General features: G+C 74.6%; 10 protein-coding genes. 6 read left to right on the top strand and 4 right to left on the bottom strand.

Translation table 11 applies throughout. The features are described 5' to 3' along the window. Positions 1-14: 14 nt before the first annotated feature. Entirely contained in the window at positions 15-2765 is a 2751-nt protein-coding gene (locus ABD976_RS15800) for a helix-turn-helix transcriptional regulator (RefSeq protein WP_345363736.1), read from the bottom strand. A gap of 290 nt (positions 2766-3055) precedes the next feature. Between ABD976_RS15800 and ABD976_RS15805 the strand changes: the two genes are divergently transcribed. Together ABD976_RS15805 and ABD976_RS15810 are read left to right on the top strand one after the other, a co-directional pair. Further along, complete coding sequence (locus ABD976_RS15805) at positions 3056-3439, top strand: DoxX family protein (protein ID WP_345363738.1); 384 nt, start codon at positions 3056-3058, stop codon at positions 3437-3439. A gap of 25 nt (positions 3440-3464) precedes the next feature. Continuing rightward, positions 3465-4343 (top strand): ROK family protein, encoded by an 879-nt coding sequence (locus ABD976_RS15810; RefSeq protein ID WP_345363740.1) that lies wholly within the window; start codon positions 3465-3467, stop codon positions 4341-4343. A gap of 148 nt (positions 4344-4491) precedes the next feature. On the opposite strand, the gene ABD976_RS15815 is transcribed toward ABD976_RS15810, so the two are convergent. Beyond that, complete coding sequence (locus ABD976_RS15815) at positions 4492-4926, bottom strand: type II 3-dehydroquinate dehydratase (RefSeq protein ID WP_345363742.1); 435 nt, start codon at positions 4924-4926, stop codon at positions 4492-4494. A gap of 388 nt (positions 4927-5314) precedes the next feature. Between ABD976_RS15815 and ABD976_RS15820 the strand changes: the two genes are divergently transcribed. From ABD976_RS15820 to ABD976_RS15830, 3 genes are read left to right on the top strand one after another with little or no spacing between them, the layout of a single operon-like run. Then, the gene (locus ABD976_RS15820) at positions 5315-6478 is read left to right on the top strand and encodes a DegT/DnrJ/EryC1/StrS family aminotransferase (protein WP_345363744.1); all 1164 of its coding nucleotides are present in this window, start codon (positions 5315-5317) and stop codon (positions 6476-6478) included. After that, positions 6475-7569, top strand: coding sequence for a Gfo/Idh/MocA family protein (locus tag ABD976_RS15825; RefSeq protein WP_345363746.1), 1095 nt, complete (start codon positions 6475-6477; stop codon positions 7567-7569). Before ABD976_RS15820 ends, ABD976_RS15825 begins: the two co-directional genes overlap by 4 nt. Before the next feature lie 28 nt (positions 7570-7597). Next, positions 7598-8284, top strand: coding sequence for an HAD-IA family hydrolase (locus ABD976_RS15830; RefSeq protein WP_345363748.1), 687 nt, complete (start codon positions 7598-7600; stop codon positions 8282-8284). A 48-nt stretch (positions 8285-8332) separates the two neighbouring features. Here ABD976_RS15830 and ABD976_RS15835 read toward each other — a convergent pair whose 3' ends face one another. Both ABD976_RS15835 and ABD976_RS15840 read right to left on the bottom strand, forming a co-directional pair. Beyond that, positions 8333-9367: a 3-dehydroquinate synthase family protein gene (locus ABD976_RS15835; RefSeq protein WP_345363750.1), complete on the bottom strand. Its 1035-nt coding sequence runs from the start codon at positions 9365-9367 to the stop codon at positions 8333-8335. After that, positions 9364-10140, bottom strand: a complete 777-nt coding sequence (locus ABD976_RS15840; RefSeq protein WP_345363752.1) for a hypothetical protein — start codon at positions 10138-10140, stop codon at positions 9364-9366. Before ABD976_RS15840 ends, ABD976_RS15835 begins: the two co-directional genes overlap by 4 nt. 387 nt (positions 10141-10527) lie before the next feature. On the opposite strand from ABD976_RS15840, the gene ABD976_RS15845 reads away from it, so the two are divergent. Continuing rightward, complete coding sequence (locus ABD976_RS15845) at positions 10528-24003, top strand: SDR family NAD(P)-dependent oxidoreductase (protein ID WP_345363754.1); 13476 nt, start codon at positions 10528-10530, stop codon at positions 24001-24003. The last annotated feature ends 15 nt before the right edge of the window (positions 24004-24018 follow it).

Here is a 24018-nt window from a genome sequence, read left to right on the forward strand (position 1 = left end):
CACACGTCCGGGGGTCATGCGGTGCGCGCCGCGGCGCCCCACAGGTCGACCGGCAGGTCGTCGCGCCGCTTCACCCCGAGCTTGCGGAACACCCGGGTGAGGTGCTGCTCCACGGTGCTGGCCGTGACGAACAGCTTCTCGGCGATCTCCCGGTTGGTGTAGCCCATCACGGCCAGGGAGGCGACCCGGCGCTCGGATTCGGTCAGCCGCGCGGCCCGGTCGTCGGAGTCGCCGGTGGCGACCGGCGTCGCCGCCTCCCCGCTGATCGACAGGAGCCGTTCGCACAGCGCGTCGGCCCCGGACGCGCTGGCCAGGTGCCACGCGCGGCGGAACATCCGGCGGGCGCGGCGGTTGTCCTTGAGCTCGTGGTGGGCCTGCCCGAGGTCGGCCAGCACCCGCGCCTGCTCGTACCGGTCACCGCACTGCTCCAGCAGGTCCAGCGCCTCGCCGAGCAGTTGCGGTCGCCGCCGGGGCGGGTTCGTCGACGCCACCAGGCGCAGCGCCAGACCGCGGCAGCGCACCCGCTCGGTGCCCGCCTGGGCCAGTTCGTCGTAGAGCAGCCGCCGCGCCTCGTCGGTGTTGCCGAGCAGCAGCCAGGCCTCCGCCGCGTTGATCCGCCACGGCACCAGGCCGGACTGGGCCAGCCCCCAGTCGCGGGTCAGGTCGCGGCAGGCCAGGAAATCGGCCAGCGCGGCGTGCCCGTGCCGGGTGGCGAGGTAGTACTCGCCGCGGGCGAACAGGTAGTGCAGTCCGTAGCGGCTGCGGAACACCGCCTCGTCCACCGGGCGGGCCAGGTGCCGGGCCGCCTCGTCGTAGCGGCCCAGGCGGGTGTTGGCCTGCACGAGGGTGCTCAGCGGCAGGCCGATCGCCACGCCCCACGCCTGCGGCGGCAGGTGGTGCAGCGCGGCTTCGGCGTGCTCCACGGCCGCGGCGTTCTCGCCGCGCCGGGCCGCGATCTCGGCGCGAACGCTGAAGACCACCGCCCGGCGGGTCGGCGTGCACCGCTGCGGGTCCTCGGAGAGCAGCCGTCGGCACCACTCGGCCGTGGTCTCCGTCCGCTCCGCGTGCAGCAGGACCATCAGCGCGAAGGTGGTCGCTTCGTCCGACCACACGGTCGTCCGGGTGCGGTGCACGTCGCGCAGCACCCGCTCGGCGTGCTCGACGGCCTCGTGGCTGCGACCCCGGGCCAGCACGTCGGCGAGCACCGCGGTGGAGTGCAGCCAGGGGTCGTCCCCGGTGAGCTGCGGCGAGTCGGTGCGCGGGCCGCTCCGGGGGCGCTGCCAGCGGTGCGCCAGCGATGGGTGGGAGTAGGCCAGCCACGACTCGATGTCGTGCAGCTCGCCGCTCGCCGCGTCCGCACCGGTGCCCCGCAGCCGGCGCAGCACCTGCTGCGCCTCGTCGATCCGGCCGTGCCACAGCAGCTGGCGGACCAGCACGACGTGGTCGGCGCGGTCGAGCTGACCGGCCGAGGCGGCGGCGACCAGCGGTGCCAGGTGCCGCAGCACGGAGGACGGTTGCAGCCGCCATTCCGCCTCCGCCAGCCGGGCCCGGATCGCGGCCTGCTCCGCGGGCCGCCGGGTGGACTCGTGGGCCAGCTCCAGGCATCGCGCGGCGAACTCCGGCGATCCCTCCAGCAGCGCGAGCTCGGCCGCCTCCCGCAGCGCCCGCTGGGCCCAGGCGGGCCCCGCCGAGCCCGCCGCGACGAGCTGGGCGGCGATCGAGGAGGCGTCCGCGCCGCGGTCGCGCAGCAGCTCGGCGGCGCGCCGCCGGATGCCGCCCAGCTCGGCGGCGCCGGTCTCGCCGAGCACCGCGGCGATGGCCTGCGCGCTGCGCAGCCTGCCGTCGTCGAGCAGCCCGGCCGCGCACAGGTCGGTCAGCGCGCGCCGCACGTCCGGGATCTCGGCGCCGACCACGCGGGCGAGCTCCGCCGGGGTCACCTCCCGGTCCAGCACCGCCAGCGCGCGGGCGCACCCGCGCACCACCGCACCACCGCGGTGCAGGCAGCTCAGCAGCGCCAAGTCGTGATCGCGCGGTGCGGTGCCCTCCTCGTGGTCGTCGAGGACCGCGTTGAGCAGCAGCGGGTTCCCGCCGGTGCGGGAGTGGAGGTCCGCGCCGAGCCGCTGCGCGGTGACGTCGTCGGTCCGGCGCCGCACCACTTCGGTCACCTCGCACACCGACAGCGGCGCGAGGACCGCGTGCCGGAAGTGCGGCTGCCTGCTCAGCTCGGTGCGCAGCGGCCCCGGTGCCGTCCCGAGCCCGGAGGTGAGCACGACGAGCACCCGCGAGGACCGCGACCTGCCGACGAGCCGGAGCAACCAGCGCGCGGAGTCGTCGTCGAGGTGCTGCGCGTCGTCGACGCAGATCAGCACCGGCACCTCGGCGGCGACGTCGAGCGCGGCGGCGCACAGCCGCTGCAACGTCCGCGCCCGCTCGGCCCCCTCCACCGGCCCGCCGAGCAGGTCGGTGGGCCGGTCGAGGAGCCCGCGCGCGAGCTGGTCCAGCGCCCCGAAGGGCACTTGGCGCTCGGTCTCGGCGCAGACCGCCTGCACCGTCCGGAACCCCGCCTGCTCGGCCTGCTCCACCGTGGTGCGCAGCAGCTCCGTCTTGCCCCCGCCGAGCGGTCCTTCGACCAGGACGACCGAGCCCCGCCCACGCAGGCAGTCGTCGTGCGCCCGCCGCAGGATCGCGAGCTGCGCCGCGCGCTCGGACGCAGGTGCGCGCCGCAGCGTCGCAGCGCCTCTCGAATCGACTCCGTTCACGCTCATAGGTGCCGTACCCGCCACTCAGTTGTCGCCGGAAACATCCGGGACCGGACGGTAGCAACGGAATGGGCGCGTACCCGGGTTCTGCGCCCATTCCCGGAGAACTGGCCGCCCATCGTTGAAACCGAGCGCACCCGCGTTACCCGCCGCGCTGTGATCGCCGCTACAACGGGAACCGGGATGGGTGCGGAATTACCCGGGCGTGGGCGGTCGGTGGTGGCGACGACCCGGAATGGACCGGTTTCGCGGCTACTCTGCGCGGGACGTTGCGACGTGAATTCTGGAGTTGTGCGATGCGAATCCTGCTCGGAGTCCTGTCCGGGATCCTGGCGTTGGTGTTCCTGGCGATCGGCGCGATGAAGATCTTCAACACGGAGGTCTTCGTCGGTCAGCTCGGTCTGCCGTCGGGGATGGTCGTGGTGCTGGGTCTGCTGGAGGTGGCCGGTGCGCTCGGGCTGCTGGCCGGGTTCAAGATCAGGGTGCTCGGCGCGGCGGCGGCGATCGGCCTGGTCCTGATGATGCTCGGCGCGGTCGGCTTCCACGTGATCAGCGGCGACCTGCTGCAGAACGGTCTGATGCCGGTGGTCCTGCTGATCGTGGCCGCCGCGAACGCGGTCCTGCAGTTCCGGATCGGCGTGCGCCCGGTGGCGCAGGTCCGGACCACCACCGCGAGCTGAGCGCGGCACCGGGGCGAGGTGGCGCATGGGCTTGCTGGGAATCGACATCGGCGGGACCAAGGTCGCCTTCCGCGCGGCGGACGGTCGCGCGCCGTACGAGTCGGCGGTGCGCTGGTCGGACTCCGGTGACGTGCGGCGCGATCTGGCCGTCCTGCGCGCGGGCGCGCTCGCGGCCCGGGCGGCGGCCGGCCCGCCCGGCGGGGTCGGGATCGCGCTACCGGCCACGGTGGACGGGGCCGGCCGGGTCACGAGCTGGCCGAACCGGCCCGGCTGGGTCGGCCTCGACTGGCACGGCGCGCTCGGCGAGCTGTTCCCGGACGTGCCGGTGCGCACCGCCGACGACGGGGACCTAGCGGCGCTGGCGGAAGCCGACCACGCCGGGAGCACCGACGTGCTGTACTTCGGCGTCGGCACCGGGATCGGCGGTGGTGCCGTCCTCGACGGCCGTCCGCTGCCCGGCCCGCGCCGCGGTTCCTGCGAGATCGGGCACGTGATCGCCGATCCCGCGGGCCCGCGGTGCGACTGCGGCCGGCGCGGCTGCCTGCAGGCGCTGGCCTCCGGTCCGGCCACCCTGCGCTACGCCGGAGAGCTGCGCGGCGGCGAGACCGGGTACGAGGAGCTGCGCGCGGCGTGGCGGTCCGGGCAGGAGTGGGCGGTGACCGCGGTGCGGCGGAGCTGCACCGCGCTGGCCACCGTCGCGATCGGCACCGCCGAGCTGCTGCACCCCGAGCTCGTCCTGGTGGGCGGCGGGTTCGCCGCCGGACTGCCGGGGTTCGCCGACGTGGTGGCCGAGTGCGTCGCCGAGCTGGCCCGACCGGGCCAACCGGTGCCGCGGGTGGGCGCCGCCGGCCTGGGCGGGTTGTCCTCCCTGCACGGCGCCGTGCTGCTGGCCCGGCAGGGCTGACGGGGGCGTGCGCGCGGCTGCGGTCGCGCGCACGCCCACCCTCACGCGCGCGGAACCCGCCCGGCGGATCCCCTCGCCGCCGTGCTCGCGGAACCGCCGAGCACCCGCGGCGAGCCGCCCGCGGGACCGCGCGGGGTGCCGCGGTGGCTCAACCGTCGACCAGGCCCAGCAGCGCCCGGGCGGCGAGCCGGTAGCCGGTGGCCCCCAGACCGGCGATCAGACCGCTCGCCAGCGGGGCGATGACCGACTCGTGCCGGAAGCTCTCCCGCGCCCACACGTTCGACAGGTGCACCTCGATCCACGGGTTCGGGTAGTTCGCCAGCGCGTCGCGCAGGCTCCAGCCCGCGATCATCAGCGCGCCCGGGTTCACGATCGCCCCGACGGTGTCGTAGCTGTCGTGGAGGGTGCGCACGAGCGCGCCTTCGCAGTCGTCCTGGACGGCGCGGACGCGCCAGCCCCGCGGGGAGATCTCCGCGGCCACCGACGCCTCGACATCGGCCAGCGTTTCGGTGCCGTACACCTCCGGTTCTCGCTTTCCCAGGATTCCCAGGTTCGGTCCGTTCAGCAGGAGCAGTTCGCGCAACGGTCACCTCGGTGCTCGATTCGTCACGGGCGCTGCCGGAATCGCGGAAGAATGCGATCGTCCGGGCGATCTCGTTATAGCACCGGATTTCCGGACGCGGACCGACGTCGGCGGCGATCGCCGGAACCAGGGGGGTCCTAGGGGGGCGCTAGGGGACATGACGGGCCCCGCGAGCTGCGGTAGCGTCCACGGCGTTCGCGGACACGTGCCGCCGATCCCCCGGAATGGTGGGGAATCCTGGAACCTGGGGACAGCGCGGTCCGCCCGTGGCGCTTCCGTCCTCAGTGGACAACGGCGGTGCCTTCGGCGGACGTGTTCGTCTCCGCGCGAATCGCCGCAGCGCGATCGCGCTCCTGTCGCCGGCGTCTTGAGAATCGAGTGGAGAATCATGAGCGGTGCACGGATGGAATCCGAATTCCCGGTGTGGCCCCAGCACGGCGAGGCCGAGCGCACCGGCCTGATCCGGGCCTTGGACCAAGGCCAGTGGTGGCGCATGGGCGGTGGTGAGGTCGACGCCTTCGAGCGCGAGTTCGCCGAGCACCACGGTGCCGAGCACGCCTTGGCGGTCACCAACGGCACGCACGCCCTCGAGCTGGCGCTGCAGGTGCTCGGGGTCGGCCCCGGCAGCGAGGTGATCGTCCCGGCCTTCACCTTCATCTCCTCGTCCCAGGCGGCGCAGCGGCTCGGTGCCGTCGCGGTCCCCGTCGACGTGGACCCCGAGACCTACTGCATCGACGTCGCCGCCACCGAGCGCGCGATCACCGACCGCACCAAGGCGATCATGCCGGTGCACATGGCCGGCCACTTCGCCAACATGACCGGCCTGCAGAAGCTCGCCGACGACGCGGGGATCGCGATCGTCCAGGACGCCGCGCACTCGCACGGCGCGCAGTGGATGGGCAAGCGCGTCGGCGAGCTCGGGTCGGTGGCCGCGTTCAGCTTCCAGAACGGCAAGCTGATGACGGCGGGGGAGGGCGGCGCGGTGCTGTTCCCGAACGCCGAGCTGCACGAGACCGCCTTCCTGCGGCACAGCTGCGGGCGCCCGCCGACCGATCGCCGCTACTTCCACAAGACCTCCGGGTCGAACTTCCGGCTCAACGAGTTCTCGGCGAGCGTGCTGCGCGCCCAGCTCTCCCGGCTGGAGGAGCAGATCGAGACCCGGGAGCAGCGCTGGCCGCTGCTGGCCAACCTGCTCGCCGAGATCCCCGGCGTCGTGCCGCAGGGCCGGGACAAGCGCTGCGACCGCAACCCGCACTACATGGCGATGTTCCGCATCCCCGGCATCAGCGAGCAGCGGCGCAACGAGCTGGTCGACACGCTGGTCGAGCGCGGCGTGCCCGCCTTCGCGGCGTTCCGGGCGATCTACCGCTGCGACGGCTTCTGGGAGACCGCCGCGCCCGCGGAGTCGGTCGAGGACATCGCGCGCCGGTGCCCGAACACCGAGGCCATCAACCAGGACTGCATCTGGTTGCACCACCGCACCCTGCTCGGCACCGAGCAGCAGATGCACGAGCTCGCCGAGGTCGTCGCGGACACCGTGGAGAGCAGGTGAGCGGCCTCGGCGCCACCGCACCGGCGGACGGCGGGCCGATCCGCACCGCCGTGGTGGGGCTGGGCTGGGCGGCGCGGTCGATCTGGCTGCCCCGGCTGGAGCGGCACCCGGCGTTCGCCGCGGCGGCGGCCGTCGACCCGGACCCGGCCGTCCGGGCCACCGCGGCGCGCGAGCACCCCGGCCCGGCGCTGCTGGCGTCGGTGGACCAGGTGCGGCCCGAGGAGATCGACCTGGCGGTCGTCGCGGTGCCCAACCACCTGCACTGCGCGGTCGCCTGCGCGCTGCTGGAACGGGGCGTGCCGGTGTTCCTGGAGAAGCCGGTGTGCCTGGACTCCGCGGAGGCGGCCCGCCTCGCCGAGGCGGAGCGGTCCGGTGGTGCGGTGCTGCTGGCGGGCAGCGCGGCCCGCTGCCGGGCCGACGTGCGCGCGCTGGCCGAGCTCGCCGCCAAGATCGGCACCGTCCGGCACGTCGACGTGTCCTGGGTGCGCTCGCGCGGGATCCCCAGCGCGGGAGGGTGGTTCACCGACCGGGCGAAGTCGGGTGGTGGCGCCTTGGTCGACCTGGGCTGGCACCTGCTGGACGTGCTCACCGACCTGCTCGGTCCGGTGGCGGTCGACCAGGTCGTCGGTTCGGTGACCGACGACTTCCTGCACGACGGGGCGTGGCGGGCGGTCTGGCGGAAGGAGGCGCCGACGGCCGCCGGCGGTGACGTCGAGGACACCGCCCGGGCCTTCCTGGTCACCGGGAACGGGGTGAGCGCGTCGCTGCGCGCGAGCTGGGCCTCCCACGAGCCCCGCGACGTCACCGCGATCCGCATCGAGGGCAGCGCCGGGACCGCCGAGCTGCGCTGCACCTTCGGGTTCAGCCCGAACCGCGACGGCGGGCCGGTGCTGACCCTGACCCGCGACGGCGAGCCGGAGGCCGTCGCGGTGCCGGACGAGGAGATCGGTGCCGAGTACCACCGCCAGCTCGACGAGCTGGCCGCGCTGCTGGCCGATCCGGCGGCGCGCGGGCGGGCCGTCGCGGACGCCACCCGCACGATCGGCGTGATCGAACGGGTCTACGCCTCCGCCGCCCGGACCCGCCGTTGAACCCAGGACGTGCCGAGAGGAGACGTGGGTGGACAGCAACACGACGATCCAACGACAGCGGCCGCTGGCGGCCGAAGAGGGCATCGCGGCCGTGGTGTTCGACCTCGACGGCGTGCTGGTGGACAGCTTCGGGGTGATGCAGCAGGCGTTCGCCCGCGCCTACGCCGAGGTCGTCGGGGAGGGGGCGGCCCCGTTCGACGAGTACCGCAAGCACCTGGGCCGGTACTTCCCGGACATCATGCGGATCATGGACCTGCCCCTGGAGCTGGAGGAGCCGTTCGTCCGGGAGAGCTACCGGCTCGCCGACCGGGTGCGCCTGTTCGACGGGGTCCGGGAGCTGCTGTCGGACCTGCGCGGTCGCGGCGTCCGGATGGCCGTGGCCACCGGCAAGAGCGGCCCGCGGGCGCGCTCGTTGCTCGACGGGCTGGGCGTGCTGGGGTACTTCGAGCACGTCATCGGCTCCGACGAGGTGGCCAGGGCGAAGCCGGCCCCGGACATCGTGCTGCGGGCGCTGGAGCTGCTCGACACCCCGGCGCACCGCGCGGTGATGGTCGGTGACGCCGTCACCGACCTCGTCGCCGCCCGCGAGGCGGGGGTCCGGGGCATCGCGGCGACGTGGGCCGAGGCCGACGTGGCGGCGCTGCTGGGCGCGGAGCCGGACGCCGTGCTGGGCGTCCCGGACGAGTTGCTGGCGCTGGTGGCGCCGCCGCGCTGACCGGACGCGACAACGGCCCCGGACCGCTCGGTCCGGGGCCGTTGCCGGTCAGCCGCGCGGCATCGCCGCCAGCACCCCGGTGACGACCGGCTCGGGCACGTCCTGCACCAGGTCCGGCCCGTCCGGTCCGTCCAGGACGAACGCCAGGCCCGAGGTGGCCTTCTTGTCCAGCCGCATCAGTTCCAGCAGGCGATCGGTGCGCACCTCGGCGGGCAGCCGCCACGGCAGCCCGTAGTGCCGCACGACCTCCTCGTGCTCGGCGGCGCGCCGCTGGTCGATGCGGCCCAGCTCCGCGGCCAGGCGACCGGCGAAGGCGGTGCCGATGGCGACGGCTTCGCCGTGGCGCAGCGCGTAGTCCGTGGCCCGTTCGAGGGCGTGGCCGAGGGTGTGGCCGTAGTTGAGCAGGTGCCTGCGTCCGGTGTCGCGCTCGTCGGCGGCCACCACCGAGGCCTTCAGCGCCACGCTGGCGGCGATCTGCTCGGGCAGCGACCGGCCGCGCAGGTCCCCGGCCCCGATGAAGTGGCAGCGGGCGATCTCGCCGCAGCCGTTGATCCGCTCCCGCTCGGGCAGGGTCGCCAGCAGGTCGGTGTCGCACAGCACGGCCTTCGGCTGCCAGTAGGCGCCGACGAGGTTCTTGCCCTCGGGCAGGTTGACCGCGGTCTTGCCGCCGACGCTGGCGTCCACCTGGGCGAGCAGCGAGCTCGGCAGGTGGATGACGGGCACGCCGCGGTGGAACAGCGCGGCGGCCAGGCCGGCGGAGTCGGTGACCGTGCCGCCACCGCAGGAGATCACCACGTCCGACCGGGTCAGGCCGAACTCGGCGAACCGGCGGCACAGGGACTCCACTGTGGACAAGGTCTTGCCGTGCTCGCCGTCGCGGGCGGTCAGCACCAGGGTCGGCACGCCGAGGTCCGGCAGGACTTCGGGCGGCCGGGCGGTGACCACCGCGGCCTTGCCCGCGCCCAGGCCCGCGACCAGCTCGGGCAGCAATCGCCGCACACCGGGTCCCACGTGCACGTCGTAACCGCGTTCGCCCAGGTCGACCCGAACCTTGGTGGCCGTCCCGGCCAGCTCCGCCGTCACGGCCGGCTCCCCCCGGCGTGGGCCAACGCCGGTTCCGCGGTCCGCACGCCGCGACCGGTGCGGTGCGCGGTGCGCAGCAGCCGCGCGGTCAGCGCCTGGACCGGTCCGCCGATCCCCATCCGGTGATGGGTGCGGTGGGCGTGGTCGAACAGCAGGTAGTTCCAGGGCGTGGTGCCCTCGGCCGCGGTCGCGGCGAGCTCCTCCACCGCCTCGGCGTACCGGCGCCACGCCGTGCCCGCCTCGTCGCCCTGGTCGGGGACCGCCTCCAGCACCTCGTCGACCTGCCGGTCGGCGTGCGCGCCGAGCTCCACCCGTTCGCCGGGGGAGAGCGGGGCGGCCCAGCTCTGCCAGCACTGGAACAGGAACGCCGAGCGCTGCCCGGCGGCGACGTGGTCGCTGAGCCGGTCCAGGTGCAGCGCGGTGAACGGGAGCTGGCGGGCGGGGGACAGCTCGCCGTCGCGCAGCAGCTCCAGGGCGAGTTCGCTGCCGAGCGCGGCGAGGGCGAGCGCGGTGCCCGACAGCGCCGCCGGATCCGCCTCGCACGGGCGCGGGGCGAGGTGCACCCCGGGGTGCGCCGCCGCGGTCTCGCGCGCGGCGGTGTCCCGCGCCGTCGGGGTGGTGTGCGACCACACCGCCAGGATCGGCTCGGGGTGGTCCTGGCGCTCGAAGAACCACCGGCCGTCCGGATCTTCGGCGCGCAGCAGGGCCGCGAGGGTGCGCAGCGCGGCGAGCGGTTCGCCCGCCGTCGCTTCGGGATTCGGGGACGTCTGCACGAGTAGGAGTGACCAGTCACGCGTCAACGCAAAGCACCTCGGCGAATGGGCGAACGGACGGGGGGAGCGCGGGACGCGGCCGGGCGGGATCGCCCGGCGGGACATCGGGGCCCGCGCCCATCCGACACTAGTTCCGCCGAGCGCCTGCGCGCCACGCGCAACCGGCGAGAACGCCGCAGCAGTCCGAAGTTAGGGACGTCCTAGGGGGGTGTGCAGGGGGCTGCGCGGCGGTCCCCGTGCGATAGGAATCGGTGCACTGGGGTGGGTCATGGGCGACCGGGCGGCGCGTTGCCGCGCTCGCGCGCCGGAAATCCCGACCGGCGAACGATGGACGGGTCCCGGATGGCCTCCCCGCGTCCGGTGTGCTGACCGAGGATGTGGTGGAACATGCTGCGAACCGAACTGATCCGGCCGTTGCCCGAGATGATCCGGGACAACGCCGATCGATTCGGGGACAAGGTCGCCTTCCGCGATGCGCGGCGGAGCGTGGGCTACGCCGAGCTGGCGCGGCGGACCGGGAGGCTGGCCGGGCACCTGGCGCGGTTGCGGCTGCAGCCGGGCGATCGCGCCGCGATCTTCCTCGGCAACCGCGTCGAGGTGGTGGAGAGCTACCTCGCCGTCGCGCGGGCGAGCGCCATCGGGGTGCCGCTGAACCCGCGCGCCTCCGATGAGGAGCTGGCCTTCTTCCTCGCCGACAGCGGCGCCCGCGTGGTGTTCACCGACGCCGGCCGGGTGGACCAGGTGCGCCGCGCGGTCGGCGACCGGGACGACGTCCGGCTGGTGGTCGTCGACCAGGACCGGCCCTTCGACGCACCCGCGGGCACCGCGTCCTTCGAGGCCCTCGCGACCTCCGAACCGCCGGAACCCGCGCGCGACGACCTCGGCCTCGGCGACCTCGCGTGGATGCTCTACACCTCGGGCACCACCGGCAAGCCCAAGGGCGTGCTCTCCACCCAGCGCAACTGCCTGTGGTCGGTGGCGGCCTGCTACGTGCCGGTGCCGGAGCTCTCCGCCGACGACCGGGTGCTGTGGCCGCTGCCGCTGTTCCACAGCCTCTCCCACATCGCCTGCGTGCTCGCCGTCAACGCGGTCGGCGCCACCGCGCGCATCGTCGACGGGTTCGCGCCGGAGGAGATCCTCTCCGCGCTGCGCGAGGAGCGGTCGACGTTCCTGGCCGGGGTGCCGACGATGTACCACTACCTGGTGCAGGCGGCCCGGCGGGACGGCTTCCAGGCCCCCGCGCTGCGGATGTGCCTGGTGGGCGGCGCGGTCACCACGGCGGCGCTGCGCAATTCCTTCGAGGAGGCCTTCGGCGCGCCGCTGGTCGACGCCTACGGCAGCACCGAGACCTGCGGGTCGATCACCATCAACTGGCCGCACGGCGCCCGGGTCGAGGGCTCCTGCGGGCTCCCGGTGCCCGGGGTCAACGTGCGGGTGGTCGACCCCGACACCGGCTTGGACGTGCCGCACGGCCGGGAAGGCGAGGTGTGGGTCAGCGGGCCGAGCGTGATGGTCGGCTACCACAACCGCCCGGACGTCACCGAGTCGGTGCTGCGCGACGGCTGGTACCGCACCGGCGACCTGGCGCGCCGCGACGAGGCGGGCTTCTTCACCATCACCGGGCGGATCAAGGAGCTCATCATCCGCGGCGGGGAGAACATCCACCCCGGCGAGGTCGAGGAGGTGCTGCGCGGCGTCCCCGGCGTCGCCGACGTCGCGGTCGCGGGCAAGCCGCACGAGCTGCTCGGTGAGGTGCCGGTGGCGTACCTGGTCCCCGGCCCGGAGGGCGTGGACCCGCGGCGGCTGCTCGACGAGTGCCGCCGTCGCCTGTCCTACTTCAAGGTGCCGGAGGAGTTCTACGAGATCGACCGGGTGCCGCGCACCGCCTCGGGCAAGATCACCCGGCACGTGCTGCTCGAACAGCCCGGTCGGCTGCGGATGGCCGGCAGCACGCACTACGAGGACCTGCTGCGGGTCGAGTGGACCCCGCTGCCGTCCGTGACGGCCACCCCGGTCGCCGCCGTGCCGTGGGCCGCGGTCGGTGCGGGCACCGCGGCGCTGCCCGGGGAACCGGCGCACCGGTGGGCCGATCTCGCCGCCGCCCGCGAGGCGGTGGCGGCCGGCGCGCTCGGACCGGCGCTCGTCGTCGAGCCGGGCCCTGCCGAAGTGGACGAGCTGGTGGACGGGCTCCGGGCGTGGTGCTCGGACGAGCGGACCGGAGCCGCGCGGGTCGTGGTCGTCACCCACCGGGCGGTCGCCGTCGGCGGGGTGGACGACGACGCGCCCGAGCACCCGGCGTGGGTGCGCGTGGCCGAGGTGCAGCAGGAGCACCCGGGCCGGGTGGTCCTCGTCGACCTCGACGCCGCCGAGGACGTGCCCGCGCCCCTGCTCGCCTCCGCCGTGGCGTCCGGGCAGGACTGCGCCGCGGTGCGCGGGGGCGTCGCCCTGGTCCCCCGGCTGGTCCGCGTGGCGGTGCCCGAGGCGGGGGCCGCGGACTCCCTCGACCCGGCGGGCACGGTGCTGATCACCGGTGCCGACGGCGCCGAAGCCGCGGCGATCGCGCACCACCTGGTCGCCGGGCACCGGGCCCGCCACGTGCTGCTGGTCAGCCGGCGGGGGGCCGAGGACAGCGCCGCGCGGGAGCTGGCCGCCGACCTCGCCGAGTCCGGCGCCGAGGTGGCGCTGGCGGCCTGCGACACGGCCGACCGCGAGGCGCTCGCCACCGTGCTCGACGGCCGCACCCCGCCGCTCACCGCCGTCGTGCACACCCCCGGCCGGGACGGCCTGGACCGGGGGGCCGTCGTCGCCGGTGCCCACCACCTCGCCGAGCTGGTGGAAGACGCCGACCTCCGCGCTTTCGTCCTGCTCACCCCGGTCGCGGCGCCGGGCCTCGCCGGGGACCGGCACCAGGCGGCGGTCCGCGCGTCGTTGGCGGAGCTCGCGCGCCGCAGGCGGGGGCTCGGCCTGCCCGCGCTCGCGTTCGGCTGGGACCTCGGCGGGGACCGCGACATGCCGGGCCTGTCCGCGCTGCCGGTCCGCGACGGCCGCGCGATGTTCGACGCGGCCCTGAACCAGCCGGAGGCCGCGGTCCTCGCGGCGAAGCCGACCCCGGAAACGCTGCGCTCCACCCCGCCGTCGGTGCTGACCGGCCTGTTCGACGTGGCGGTCGGCGGCGCCCAGGAGGCCGACGACGCGAAGGCCGACCGGCTCCGCGAGCGCCTGCGCGCCCGGCCGGACGCCGCGCGGCACCGCGCGCTGCTCGACCTGGTGCGGTCGGCGGTGGCGACCGCGCTCGACGCGGACCCCGCGGCGATCCGCCCGCACGTCGCCTTCAAGGAACTCGGGTTCACCTCCCTCATGGCGGTGCGACTGCGCAACGAGCTCAGCGCCGAGACCGGACTGCGCCTGCCCGCCGCCACCGCGTTCGACCACCCCACGCCCGCCGCCCTCGCCGAACGGCTGGCGACGCTGCTGTTCGGCACCTCGGGGGAGGACGCGGACGTCCGCGCCGCGGTGGCACCCGCCGCGGACGAGCCGATCGCGATCGTGGGGATGGCGTGCCGGTTGCCGGGTGGGGTGTCCTCGCCGGAGGACTTGTGGGGTCTGGTGTCGTCCGGTGGTGATGCGGTGGGGGAGTTTCCGTCGGATCGTGGTTGGGATGTGGCGGGTCTTTTTGATCCTGATCCTGGTGCGGTGGGGAAGTCCTACGTTCGTCGTGGTGGTTTTCTCGATGGTGCGGGTGATTTCGATGCGGGGTTGTTCGGGATCAGTCCGCGTGAGGCGTTGGCGATGGATCCGCAGCAGCGGTTGCTGTTGGAGTCGTCGTGGGAGGCGTTGGAGCATGCCGGGTTGGATCCGCTGGAGTTGCGGGGTCAGGATGTCGGTGTCTTCTCCGGGCTGATGCGGCACGAGTACGCCTCCGGGCTCACCGAGGTGCCGGAGGAGATCCAGGGCTACCTCAGCACGGGCCGCGCGGGCAGCGTCGCGTCGGGGCGGGTGTCCTACGCGCTGGGCTTGGAGGGTCCGGCGGTGACGGTGGACACGGCGTGCTCCTCGTCGCTGGTCGCGTTGCACCTCGCCGCCCAGTCGCTGCGCACCGGGGAGTGCTCGCTGGCCCTCGCCGGTGGCGTCGCGATCATGGCCAGCCCCAGCGATTTCGTCGAGTTCTCCCGGCAGCGCGGGCTGGCCGCTGACGGCCGGTGCAAGGCGTTCTCCGACGACGCCGACGGCACGAGCTGGTCCGAGGGCGTGGGCGTGCTGGTGGTGGAGCGGTTGTCCGACGCCCGGCGGTTGGGGCATCGGGTGTTGGCTGTGGTGGCGGGTTCGGCGGTGAACCAGGATGGTGCGTCGAACGGTCTGACGGCGCCGAACGGTCCGTCGCAGGAGCGGGTCATCCGGGCTGCGCTGGCCAACGCGGGCCTGGATTCCTCCGATGTGGACGCCGTGGAAGCGCACGGGACCGGCACGTCGTTGGGCGACCCGATCGAGGCGGGCGCCCTGCTCGGCACTTACGGTCGGCACCGCGAGGGCGAGCCGTTGTGGTTGGGCTCGCTGAAGTCGAACATCGGGCACGCGCAGGCGGCTGCGGGTGTGGCGGGTGTGATCAAGATGGTGCTGGCGATGCAGCGCGGGGTTCTCCCGGCGTCGCTGCACGTGTCGGCGCCGTCGTCCAAGGTGGACTGGGATTCGGGTGCGGTGGAGGTGCTGACCGAGTCGCGGGCGTGGCCGGAGACGGGTCGGGTGCGCCGGGCGGGGGTGTCGTCCTTCGGGGTGAGCGGCACCAACGCGCACGTGATCCTGGAACAGGCTCCCGAGGCGGAGGTGCCGAGGGAGGAACGCGCGGACGCCGGTGTGGTGCCGTGGGTGCTGTCCGGTCACACCCCGGAGGCGCTGCGCGCCCAAGCCGAGCGGATCAGCGCGGCGGTCGGGGCAACCGACCTCGATCGCGCCGACCTCGGCTGGTCCTTGTTGTCCCGCGCGACGCTGGACCACCGCGCGGTCGTCGTGTCCGCATCGAGCGACAGCGCCGCGAACGGTCTCGCCGCCATGGCTTCGGGAACCCCAGGTCCCGTGTCGGGTGTGGCCGATGTGGATGGTCGTACCGTGTTGGTGTTCCCGGGTCAGGGTGCGCAGTGGGTCGGCATGGGTGCGGAGTTGCTGGACGCTTCGCCGGTGTTCGCGGGGGCGATGGCGGAGTGCGATGCGGTGTTGGCCGAGTTCGTCGACTGGTCGCTGCTGGAGGTGATTCGCGAGGGCCGGGAGTTGGACCGGGTGGACGTGGTGCAGCCGGTGTCGTTCGCGGTGATGGTCTCGCTCGCTCGGCTGTGGCAGTCCCACGGCATCATCCCGGATGCGGTGGTGGGGCATTCGCAGGGTGAGATCGCGGCGGCGCACGTGGCGGGTGTCTTGTCGCTGCGTGACGCGGCCCGGGTGGTGGTGTTGCGGAGCCGGTTGATCGGTGAGGAATTGGCGGGGCGGGGCGGCATGGTATCGCTGGCGGTGCCCGAGTCCGAAGTGGCGGAACTGATCGGCCCTGGGCTGGATGTGGCGGTGGTCAACGGGCCGTCGTCGGTGGTCGTGGCCGGTGATCCCGAGGCGTGCGCTGATCTGGTGGCCGAGGCGGAGCGGCGGGAGATCCGGGTGCGTCGGGTGCCGGTGGATTACGCCTCGCACAGCGCGCACGTGGAGAGCATCCGCGACGAGCTCACCGAGGTGCTGGCGGGAATCACGCCTTCAGCGGGCGAAGTGCCGTTCTTCTCCACCGTGGACTGCGCGTGGGTCGAGGACACCGCGACGTTGGACGCGGGCTACTGGTATCGGAACCTGCGGCAGCGGGTGCGGTTCGCCGAGGCCACCGACGCGCTGATCGACGACGGTTTCCGGGTTTTCGTGGAGGTCAGCGCACATCCGGTGCTGACGATGGCGGTCCAGGAGACCTTGGACGCTCACCGCGCTGCGGCGGTGGTGACCGGCACGCTGCGCCGCGACGAAGGCGACCTGACCCGATTCGCCACCTCGTTGGCCGAGCTCTGGGTCCGCGGCGTGGCGGTGTACTGGTCACCGCTGTTCCCCGCGGACGCCCGGCGGGTCGACCTGCCGACCTACGCGTTCCAGCGCCAGCGCTACTGGCTGGAATCGACCGCGGCGGCGCCCGCCGACGTCTCCGCCGCGGGCCTGGACGTCGTCGAGCACCCGTTGCTCGGCGCGATGGTCAGCGCCCCCGACTCCGGTGAGGTGGTGTTCACCGGTCGGCTGTCGTCGCGGACGCTTCCGTGGCTGGACGACCACCGCGTCGGCGGGGCGGTGCTGCTGCCGGGCACCGCGCTGGTGGACGCCCTCGGTGCGGTCGGTGCCCACGTGGGGGCGCCCGTCGTGGCCGAGCTGACGATCGCGAAACCGATCCTCGTCCCCGATGCGGTCGACCTGCAGTTCCGCGTCGGCGAACCCGACCCGGCGGGCTACCGCGCGGTGCGGGTGCACTCCCGGGCCGGTGCGGACGGCACCTGGACCGAGCACGCCTCCGGTTCGGTGGCCCCGGACGGCGCTCCGGGAGGTGCCGCGCCGGGGATCACCTCCTGGCCACCGCCAGGGGCGCGTCCCGTGGACGTCGCGGACCTCTACGCCGGCCTCGCCGTTGACTACGGGCCGTCGTTCCGGGCGGTGCGCGCGGCGTGGGTGGACGAGGGCCGCGTCTACGCCGAGATCGCGCTGCCGGAGGACGCCGCCGACCTGCCCGACGCCGACGGCTACGGCGTCCACCCCGCCGTGCTCGACGCCGCCCTGCACCCGCTGGGCGTGTCCGGCTTCTTCGCCGACCCGGAGCAGCCCCGCCTCGCGTTCTCGTGGTCCGGTGTCCGGTGGCACGCCGCGGGCGCCCGGACCCTGCGGGTCCGCGTGACCGCGACCGGCCCGGACTCGGTGGCGATCACCGGCGTGGACGGCACCGGCGCCCCGGTCGTCGACGTGGACGGGCTCGTGGTGCGCCCGGTCGAGGTCGACCGGCTCCGCGAGGCGTCCCACGGCATCGGTGGCCTGATGTTCGCCGTCGACGCGGTGCCCGCCCCCGCGGGCGCCGCCGAGGTGGGCGATCCGACGCCGCACGCGGTGCTCCCGGCGGGTCCCGTGGCGCCCGTGGTGGTCTACGCGCCCGAGACCGAGCCCGACGGCCCGCTCCCGGAGCGGGTGCGGCTGACCGGCCTGCGCGTGCTCCGGTCGGTCCAGGAGTGGCTGTCCGACCCGGCCACGGCGACCTCGCGGCTGGTCGTGGCCATCGACGGGACCGACGTGGTGCAGCGCCCGCTCGCCGGGCTCGTCCGCACCCTCCAGTCGGAGAACCCGGACCGGTTCACCCTGCTCGACCTGGACCGGCGCGACACCGCCGCGGTGCGGGCCGGGCTCGCGGTCGGTGGGGACGAACCCGAGGTCGTCGTGCGGGACGGCCGGGCGCACGTCCCCCGGCTGGTGCGCGCCGAAGTCCCCGCCGAGCCCGGGGAATCGCCGCTGCGCGGCGGAACCGTCCTGGTCACCGGCGCGACCGGGGGGATCGGCAGGCTCGTGGCCCCCCACCTGGCGAGCGCGCACCAGGTGCGCGAGCTCGTGCTGGTGTCCCGGTCCGGGACCGGCGGTGCCTGGGTCGACGCGCTGGCCGGGACCGGCGCGTCGGTGCGGCTGGTCGCCGCCGACGTCGCCGACCGCGACGCGCTGGCCGAGGTCATCGCGCCGCTGGCCGACCGGCTGGTCGGCGTCGTGCACGCGGCCGGCGTCGTCGACGACGGCGTGGTGGCCGACCTGCGGCCGGACCAGTGGGACGCGGTCCTGCGCACCAAGGTCCACGGTGCCTGGAACCTGCACGAGCTGACCGCGGACCTCGACCTGCGCGCCTTCGTCCTGTTCTCCTCGGCGTCCTCGACGTTCGGCGGTGCGGGTCAGGGCAACTACGCGGCGGCCAACGCGTTCCTCGACGCCTTCGCCCAGCACCGCGGGGAGCTCGGCCTGCCCGGGGTGGCGCTGGCCTGGGGGCTCTGGGGCGAGGAGCACGGCATGGGCAGCCGGCTCAGCGACACCGACCTGGCGCGCATGGCGCGCGGCGGGACCCGACCGCTGTCCGCGGCGCAGGGGCTCGCGCTGTTCGACGCCGCGTTGCACAGCCGGCGCCCGGCCCTGGTGCCGATCCGGCTGGACCTCGGTGCGGTGCGCAGCGGCGGCGAGGTCCCCGCGCTGCTGCGCGGCCTGGTGCCGCAGCGGGTGCGTCGCGCCGCCGACCGGGTGGACGGCGCCGGGGACGGACCGGAACTCGGGCAGCGCCTCGCCGCGCTCGGCGAGGAAGAACGCCGCCGCGTGCTGCTGGACCTGGTGCGCGGCGCCTCCGCCGCCGTGCTCGGGCACGCCGGTCCGGACAGCATCGACTCGGCCCGCCCGTTCAAGGACCTGGGTTTCGACTCGCTCACCGCCGTCGAGCTGCGCAACCGGCTCAACGCGGGCACGGGGCTGCGGCTCCCGGCGACGTTGATCTTCAACCACCCGAGTCCCGCGGCGCTGGCCGACCACCTGCTGCAGCAGCTCGTCGTCCCGGCCGGGACCACCGGGACCGCCGCGGCGGTGGCGCCCACCGCCGAGCGCGACGACGACCCGATCGCCATCGTGGCGATGGGCTGCCGCTACCCCGGCGGGCTGTCGTCGCCGGACGAGCTGTGGGACTTCGTGCTCGCGGGCGGCGACGCCATCGCCGACTTCCCGACCGACCGGGGCTGGGACCTCGACGACCTCTTCGACCCCGACCCCGACGCCGTCGGCAAGACCTACGTGCGGCGGGGCGGGTTCCTCGACGGCGTGGGCGACTTCGACGCCGAGTTCTTCGGGATCAACCCCCGCGAAGCGGTGGCGATGGACCCGCAGCAGCGCCTGCTGCTGGAGGTCTCCTGGGAGACCTTCGAGCGGGCCGGCCTGGACCCCTCCGCGCTGCGCGGCACGCCGACCGGGGTGTTCGTCGGTACCCACGGCCAGGACTACGGCGCCGAGGGCAGCACCGGTCCGGACGGGGGCTACCTGGTCATCGGCACCGCGGGCAGCGTGCTGTCCGGCCGGGTGTCCTACACGCTGGGCTTGGAGGGCCCGGCGGTGACGGTGGACACGGCGTGCTCCTCCTCGCTGGTCGCCCTGCACCTCGCGGCCCAGTCGCTGCGCACCGGGGAGTGCTCGCTGGCGGTCGCGGGCGGGGTGTCCACCATGGCGACCCTCGACGGCGTCATCGGGTTCTCCCGGCAGCGCGGGCTGGCCGCCGACGGGCGGTGCAAGGCGTTCTCCGATGACGCCGACGGGTTCGGCATGGCGGAGGGCGTGGGCGTGGTGCTGCTGGAGCGGCTGTCCGACGCCCGGCGCAACGGCCACCCCGTCCTGGGCGTGGTGGCGGGGTCGGCGGTGAACCAGGACGGTGCCTCCAACGGCCTGACGGCGCCGAACGGCCCGTCGCAGGAACGCGTGATCCGGGCCGCGCTGGCCAACGCCGGGCTCGACGAGTCCGCCGTGGACTACGTGGAGGCGCACGGCACGGGAACCTCGCTGGGCGACCCGATCGAGGCGGAGGCGCTGCTGGCCACCTACGGTCGGCGCGAGTCCGGCGAGCCGTTGCGGCTCGGTTCGGTGAAGTCGAACATCGGGCACACCCAGGCCGCGGCGGGCATGGCCGGGCTGATGAAGGTGATCGCCGCCATGCGGCACGGCACGCTCCCGGCGTCGCTGCACGTGTCGGCGCCGTCGTCCAAGGTGGACTGGGATTCGGGTGCGGTGGAGGTGCTGACCGAGTCGCGGGCGTGGCCGGAGACGGGTCGGGTGCGCCGGGCGGGGGTGTCGTCCTTCGGGGTGAGCGGCACCAACGCGCACGTGATCCTGGAACAGGCTCCCGAGGCGGAGGTGCCGAGGGAGGAACGCGCGGACGCCGGTGTGGTGCCGTGGGTGCTGTCCGGTCACACCCCGGAAGCCCTGGGCGCGCAGGCGGAGCGCATCAGCGCAGTCGTCGCACCGCATTCGCCGCGCGGCGACGTGGGGTGGTCGCTGCTGTCCCGCGCGAAGCTCCAGCACCGGGCGGTGGTCCTGAACACCGACCACGGCACCGCCGTCGACGGGCTCGCGGCGATCACCTCGGGGGCTCCCGGCCCGATCACCGGTGAGTCCGGTGTGGATGGTCGGACCGTGTTGGTGTTCCCGGGTCAGGGTGCGCAGTGGGTCGGGATGGGGGGCGAGTTGCTGGATGCTTCGCGGGTGTTCGCGGAGGCGATGGCGGAGTGCGATGCGGTGTTGGCCGAGTTCGTGGATTGGTCGTTGCTGGAGGTGATTCGCGAGGGCCGGGAGCTGGACCGGGTGGATGTGGTGCAGCCGGTGTCGTTCGCGGTGATGGTCTCGCTGGCTCGGCTGTGGCAGTCGCATGGTGTGGTCCCGGATGCGGTGGTGGGGCATTCGCAGGGTGAGATCCCTGCGGCGCACGTGGCGGGTGCGCTGTCGTTGCGTGACGCGGCTCGGATCGTGGTGCTGCGGAGCCGGTTGATCGGTGAGGAGTTGGCGGGGCGGGGCGGCATGGTGTCGCTGGCGGTACCCGAGTCCGAAGTGGCGGAACTGATCGGTCCGGGGCTGGACGTGGCGGTGGTCAACGGTCCGTCGTCGGTCGTCGTCGCTGGTGATCCCGAGGCCTGCGAGGCGCTGGTGGCCGAGGCGGAGCGGCGGGAGGTCCGGGTGCGTCGGGTGCCGGTGGATTACGCCTCGCACAGCGCGCACGTGGAGAGCATCCGCGACGAGCTCACCGCGGTCCTGGCCGAGGTCGTCCCGGTGCAAGCCGCAGTGCCGTTCTTCTCCACCGTGGATTGCGCATGGGTCGAGGACACCACGGTGTTGGATGCGGACTACTGGTATCGGAACCTGCGGCAGCGGGTGCGGTTCGCCGAGGCCACCGACGCGCTGCTCGACGCGGGCTATCGGGCGTTCGTCGAGGTCAGCGCGCACCCGGTGCTGACGATGGCGGTCCAGGACACCCTGGAACGGCGCGAGGATGTTCCCGCCGTGGTGACCGGCACGCTGCGCCGCGACGAAGGCGACCTGACCCGATTCGCGACCTCGCTGGCCGAGTTGTGGGTGCGCGGGGTCGAGGTGGACTGGACCCCGCTGTTCCCGTCGGACGCCCGGCGGGTCGACCTGCCGACCTACGCCTTCCAGCACCAGCGCTACTGGCTGGAACCGAAGGCGCGGGACGGTGACGTGCGCGGTTCTGGCCTCGCCCCGGTCGACCACCCGCTGCTGGGCGGGGTCCTCGCCCTGCCGGAGTCGGAAGAGGTCGTGTTCACCAGCACGCTGTCGCTGCGGACGCACCCGTGGCTGGCCGACCACGCGGTGTTCGGCACCGTGCTGGTCCCGGGCACGGCGCTGGTGGAGCTGGCCGTGCGGGCCGGTGACGAGGTCGATTGCCCCGTCCTCGACGAGCTGGTGATCGAGTCGCCGCTGGTCCTGCCCGAGCGCGGTGACGTGCTGGTGCAGGTCGGTGTCGCCGCGCCCGACGAGTCGGGGCGGCGTGCGGTGCGGGTGCATTCCCGCACCGATGCGGCGTCGTCCTGGGTCCGGCACGCCAGCGGAGCGCTCTCGACGCGGCTCCCGGACGTGGCCCCGCAGGACGCGCAGTGGCCCCCGGCGGGGGCGCGGCGGGTGCCGGTGGAGGGCTTCTACGAGCGGATGGCGGAGTCGGGGTACGAGTACGGCCCGTCGTTCCGCTGCGTGTCGGGGGCGTGGACGCGGGGTGCTGAGGTCTTCGCCGAGGTGTCGCTCCCGGCGGAGGTGGATGCCGGTGGGTTCGGGCTGCACCCGGCGCTGTTCGACGCCGCCATGCAGGCGACGAACCTGGGTTCCGCGCCCACCGCCGAACCGGGTGCGGTCCTGCTGCCCTTCGCCTGGACCGGGTTCGCCTTGCACGCCACCGGAGCCAGGGCGCTGCGCGTCCGCGCCACCTGGTCGGGCCCGGACGAGGTGGCGGTGGCGCTGAGCGACACCGCGGGCAACCCCGTCGCGGTGCTCGACTCCCTGGTGCTGCGGCCCACGTCGACCGAGAAGCTCAGCGCGTCCCCGGGCACCGCGCGGGACGGCCTGCTGCGGGTGCACTGGACGACGCTGGACGTGCCCGGTTCCGCCACCGCCCCACCGGAGGAGGCGGTGCTGGACCTGACGCGGGCGCGCGGTGCCGCCGACCCGGCCGCCGTCCGCGACCTGACCGCCGAGGCCCTCGCCCGCGTGCAGGAGCACCTCGGCGCCCCGACCGACGCGCCGCTGGTGGTCCTCACCGCCGACCCGGTCGCCGATCCGGCCGCGGCCGCGGTGTGGGGGCTGCTGCGGTCGGCGCAGGCGGAGAACCCCGGATGCGCGGTGCTGGTCGGGGTGGACGACGCACCGGGCGCCCGCGCGCTGGTGCCCGCGGCGGTGGCCACCGGCGAACCGCAGGTCGCCGTCCGCGGCGGGGCGCTGGTCGTCCCCCGGTTGGGGAAGACCGATGCCGAGCGCGCGGTGCCGGCTCCGCTGGACCCCGACGGCACGGCGCTGATCACCGGCGGTACCGGGACGCTCGGCGGGTTCGTCGCCCACCACCTGGTGTCGGAGCACGGCGTGCGCCACCTGGTGCTGCTCTCCCGCAGCGGTCCGGACGCGGCCGGAGCCGACGAGCTGGCCGCCGGCCTCCGCGAGTGCGGTGCCGACGTGCGGATCGTCGCCTGCGACGCGGCCGACCGGGACGCCTTGGCGGCGGTCGTGGGCTCGATCCCCGCGGCGCACCCGCTGACGGCGGTGGTGCACACCGCGGGCGTCCTCGACGACGGCGTGGTCTCCGCGCTGACGCCCGAACGGCTCGACACCGCGTTCCGCCCGAAGGTGGACGCGGCGTGGAACCTGCACCTGCTCACCGAAGGCGCCGACCTGGCCGCGTTCGTGCTGTTCTCCTCGGCCGCCGCGGCGTTCGGCGGCAAGGGCCAGGGCAACTACGCGGCGGCCAACGGCTACCTCGACGGTCTCGCGGAGCTCCGGGTGCGGCGGGGGCTGCCCGCGGTGTCCCTGGACTGGGGACTCTGGAGCCAGGCCAGCGCCATGACCGGGCACCTCGGGGCGGCCGAGCACACCCGGATGGCCGGCGGCGGGGTGCGCGGCCTGTCCTCGGCGGAGGGCATGGCGTTGTTCGACGACGGGCTCCGCGCCGGGGAGCCGGTGCTCGCGGCGGTCAAGCTCGACCTGCCCGCGCTGCGCACCGCGGCCGCCGAGGGCGAACTGCCGCCGCTGCTGCGGGGGCTGGTGCGACCCGTCCGCAAGCAGGCCGCGGCGGCGGCCACCGCGACGGACGGGCTGGCGCAGCGCGTGGCCGGGATGGGCGCGGCCGAGCAGCGTCGGACGCTGGTCGCCTTCGTCCGGGAGCAGGCCGCCGCGGTCCTCGGGTTCGCGAGCGCGGACCCGGTCCCGGCGGACCGGGCCTTCAAGGAGCTCGGGTTCGACTCGCTGACCGCGGTGGAGCTGCGCAACCGCCTCACCAAGGCCACCGGGCTGCGGATGCCGGCCACGCTGGTGTTCGACCACCCGAGCCCGAACGCGGTCGCCGACTTCCTGCGCGAGCAGGTCGGCGGCAGCGCGGCGCCGGAACAGCCCCTCCTGCACCGCTTCGACGCCCTGGAGCGGGAACTGCTGTCGGACGCGGCCGTGGACGAGGAGGTCCGCGCGCTGCTGGCCGACCGGCTCCGGGTCCTGGCGGAGCGGTTCGGGGCGGTGACCGCCGTCGACGACGGCTTCGACCTCACCTCCGCCACCGACGAGGAGATGTTCGATTTCATCGACCAGGAAATCGGGAACGCGTGACGGCTTGCGCCGATC

The organism is Saccharopolyspora cebuensis (assembly GCF_039542665.1).
In the GTDB taxonomy this organism is placed as follows: domain Bacteria; phylum Actinomycetota; class Actinomycetes; order Mycobacteriales; family Pseudonocardiaceae; genus Saccharopolyspora; species Saccharopolyspora cebuensis.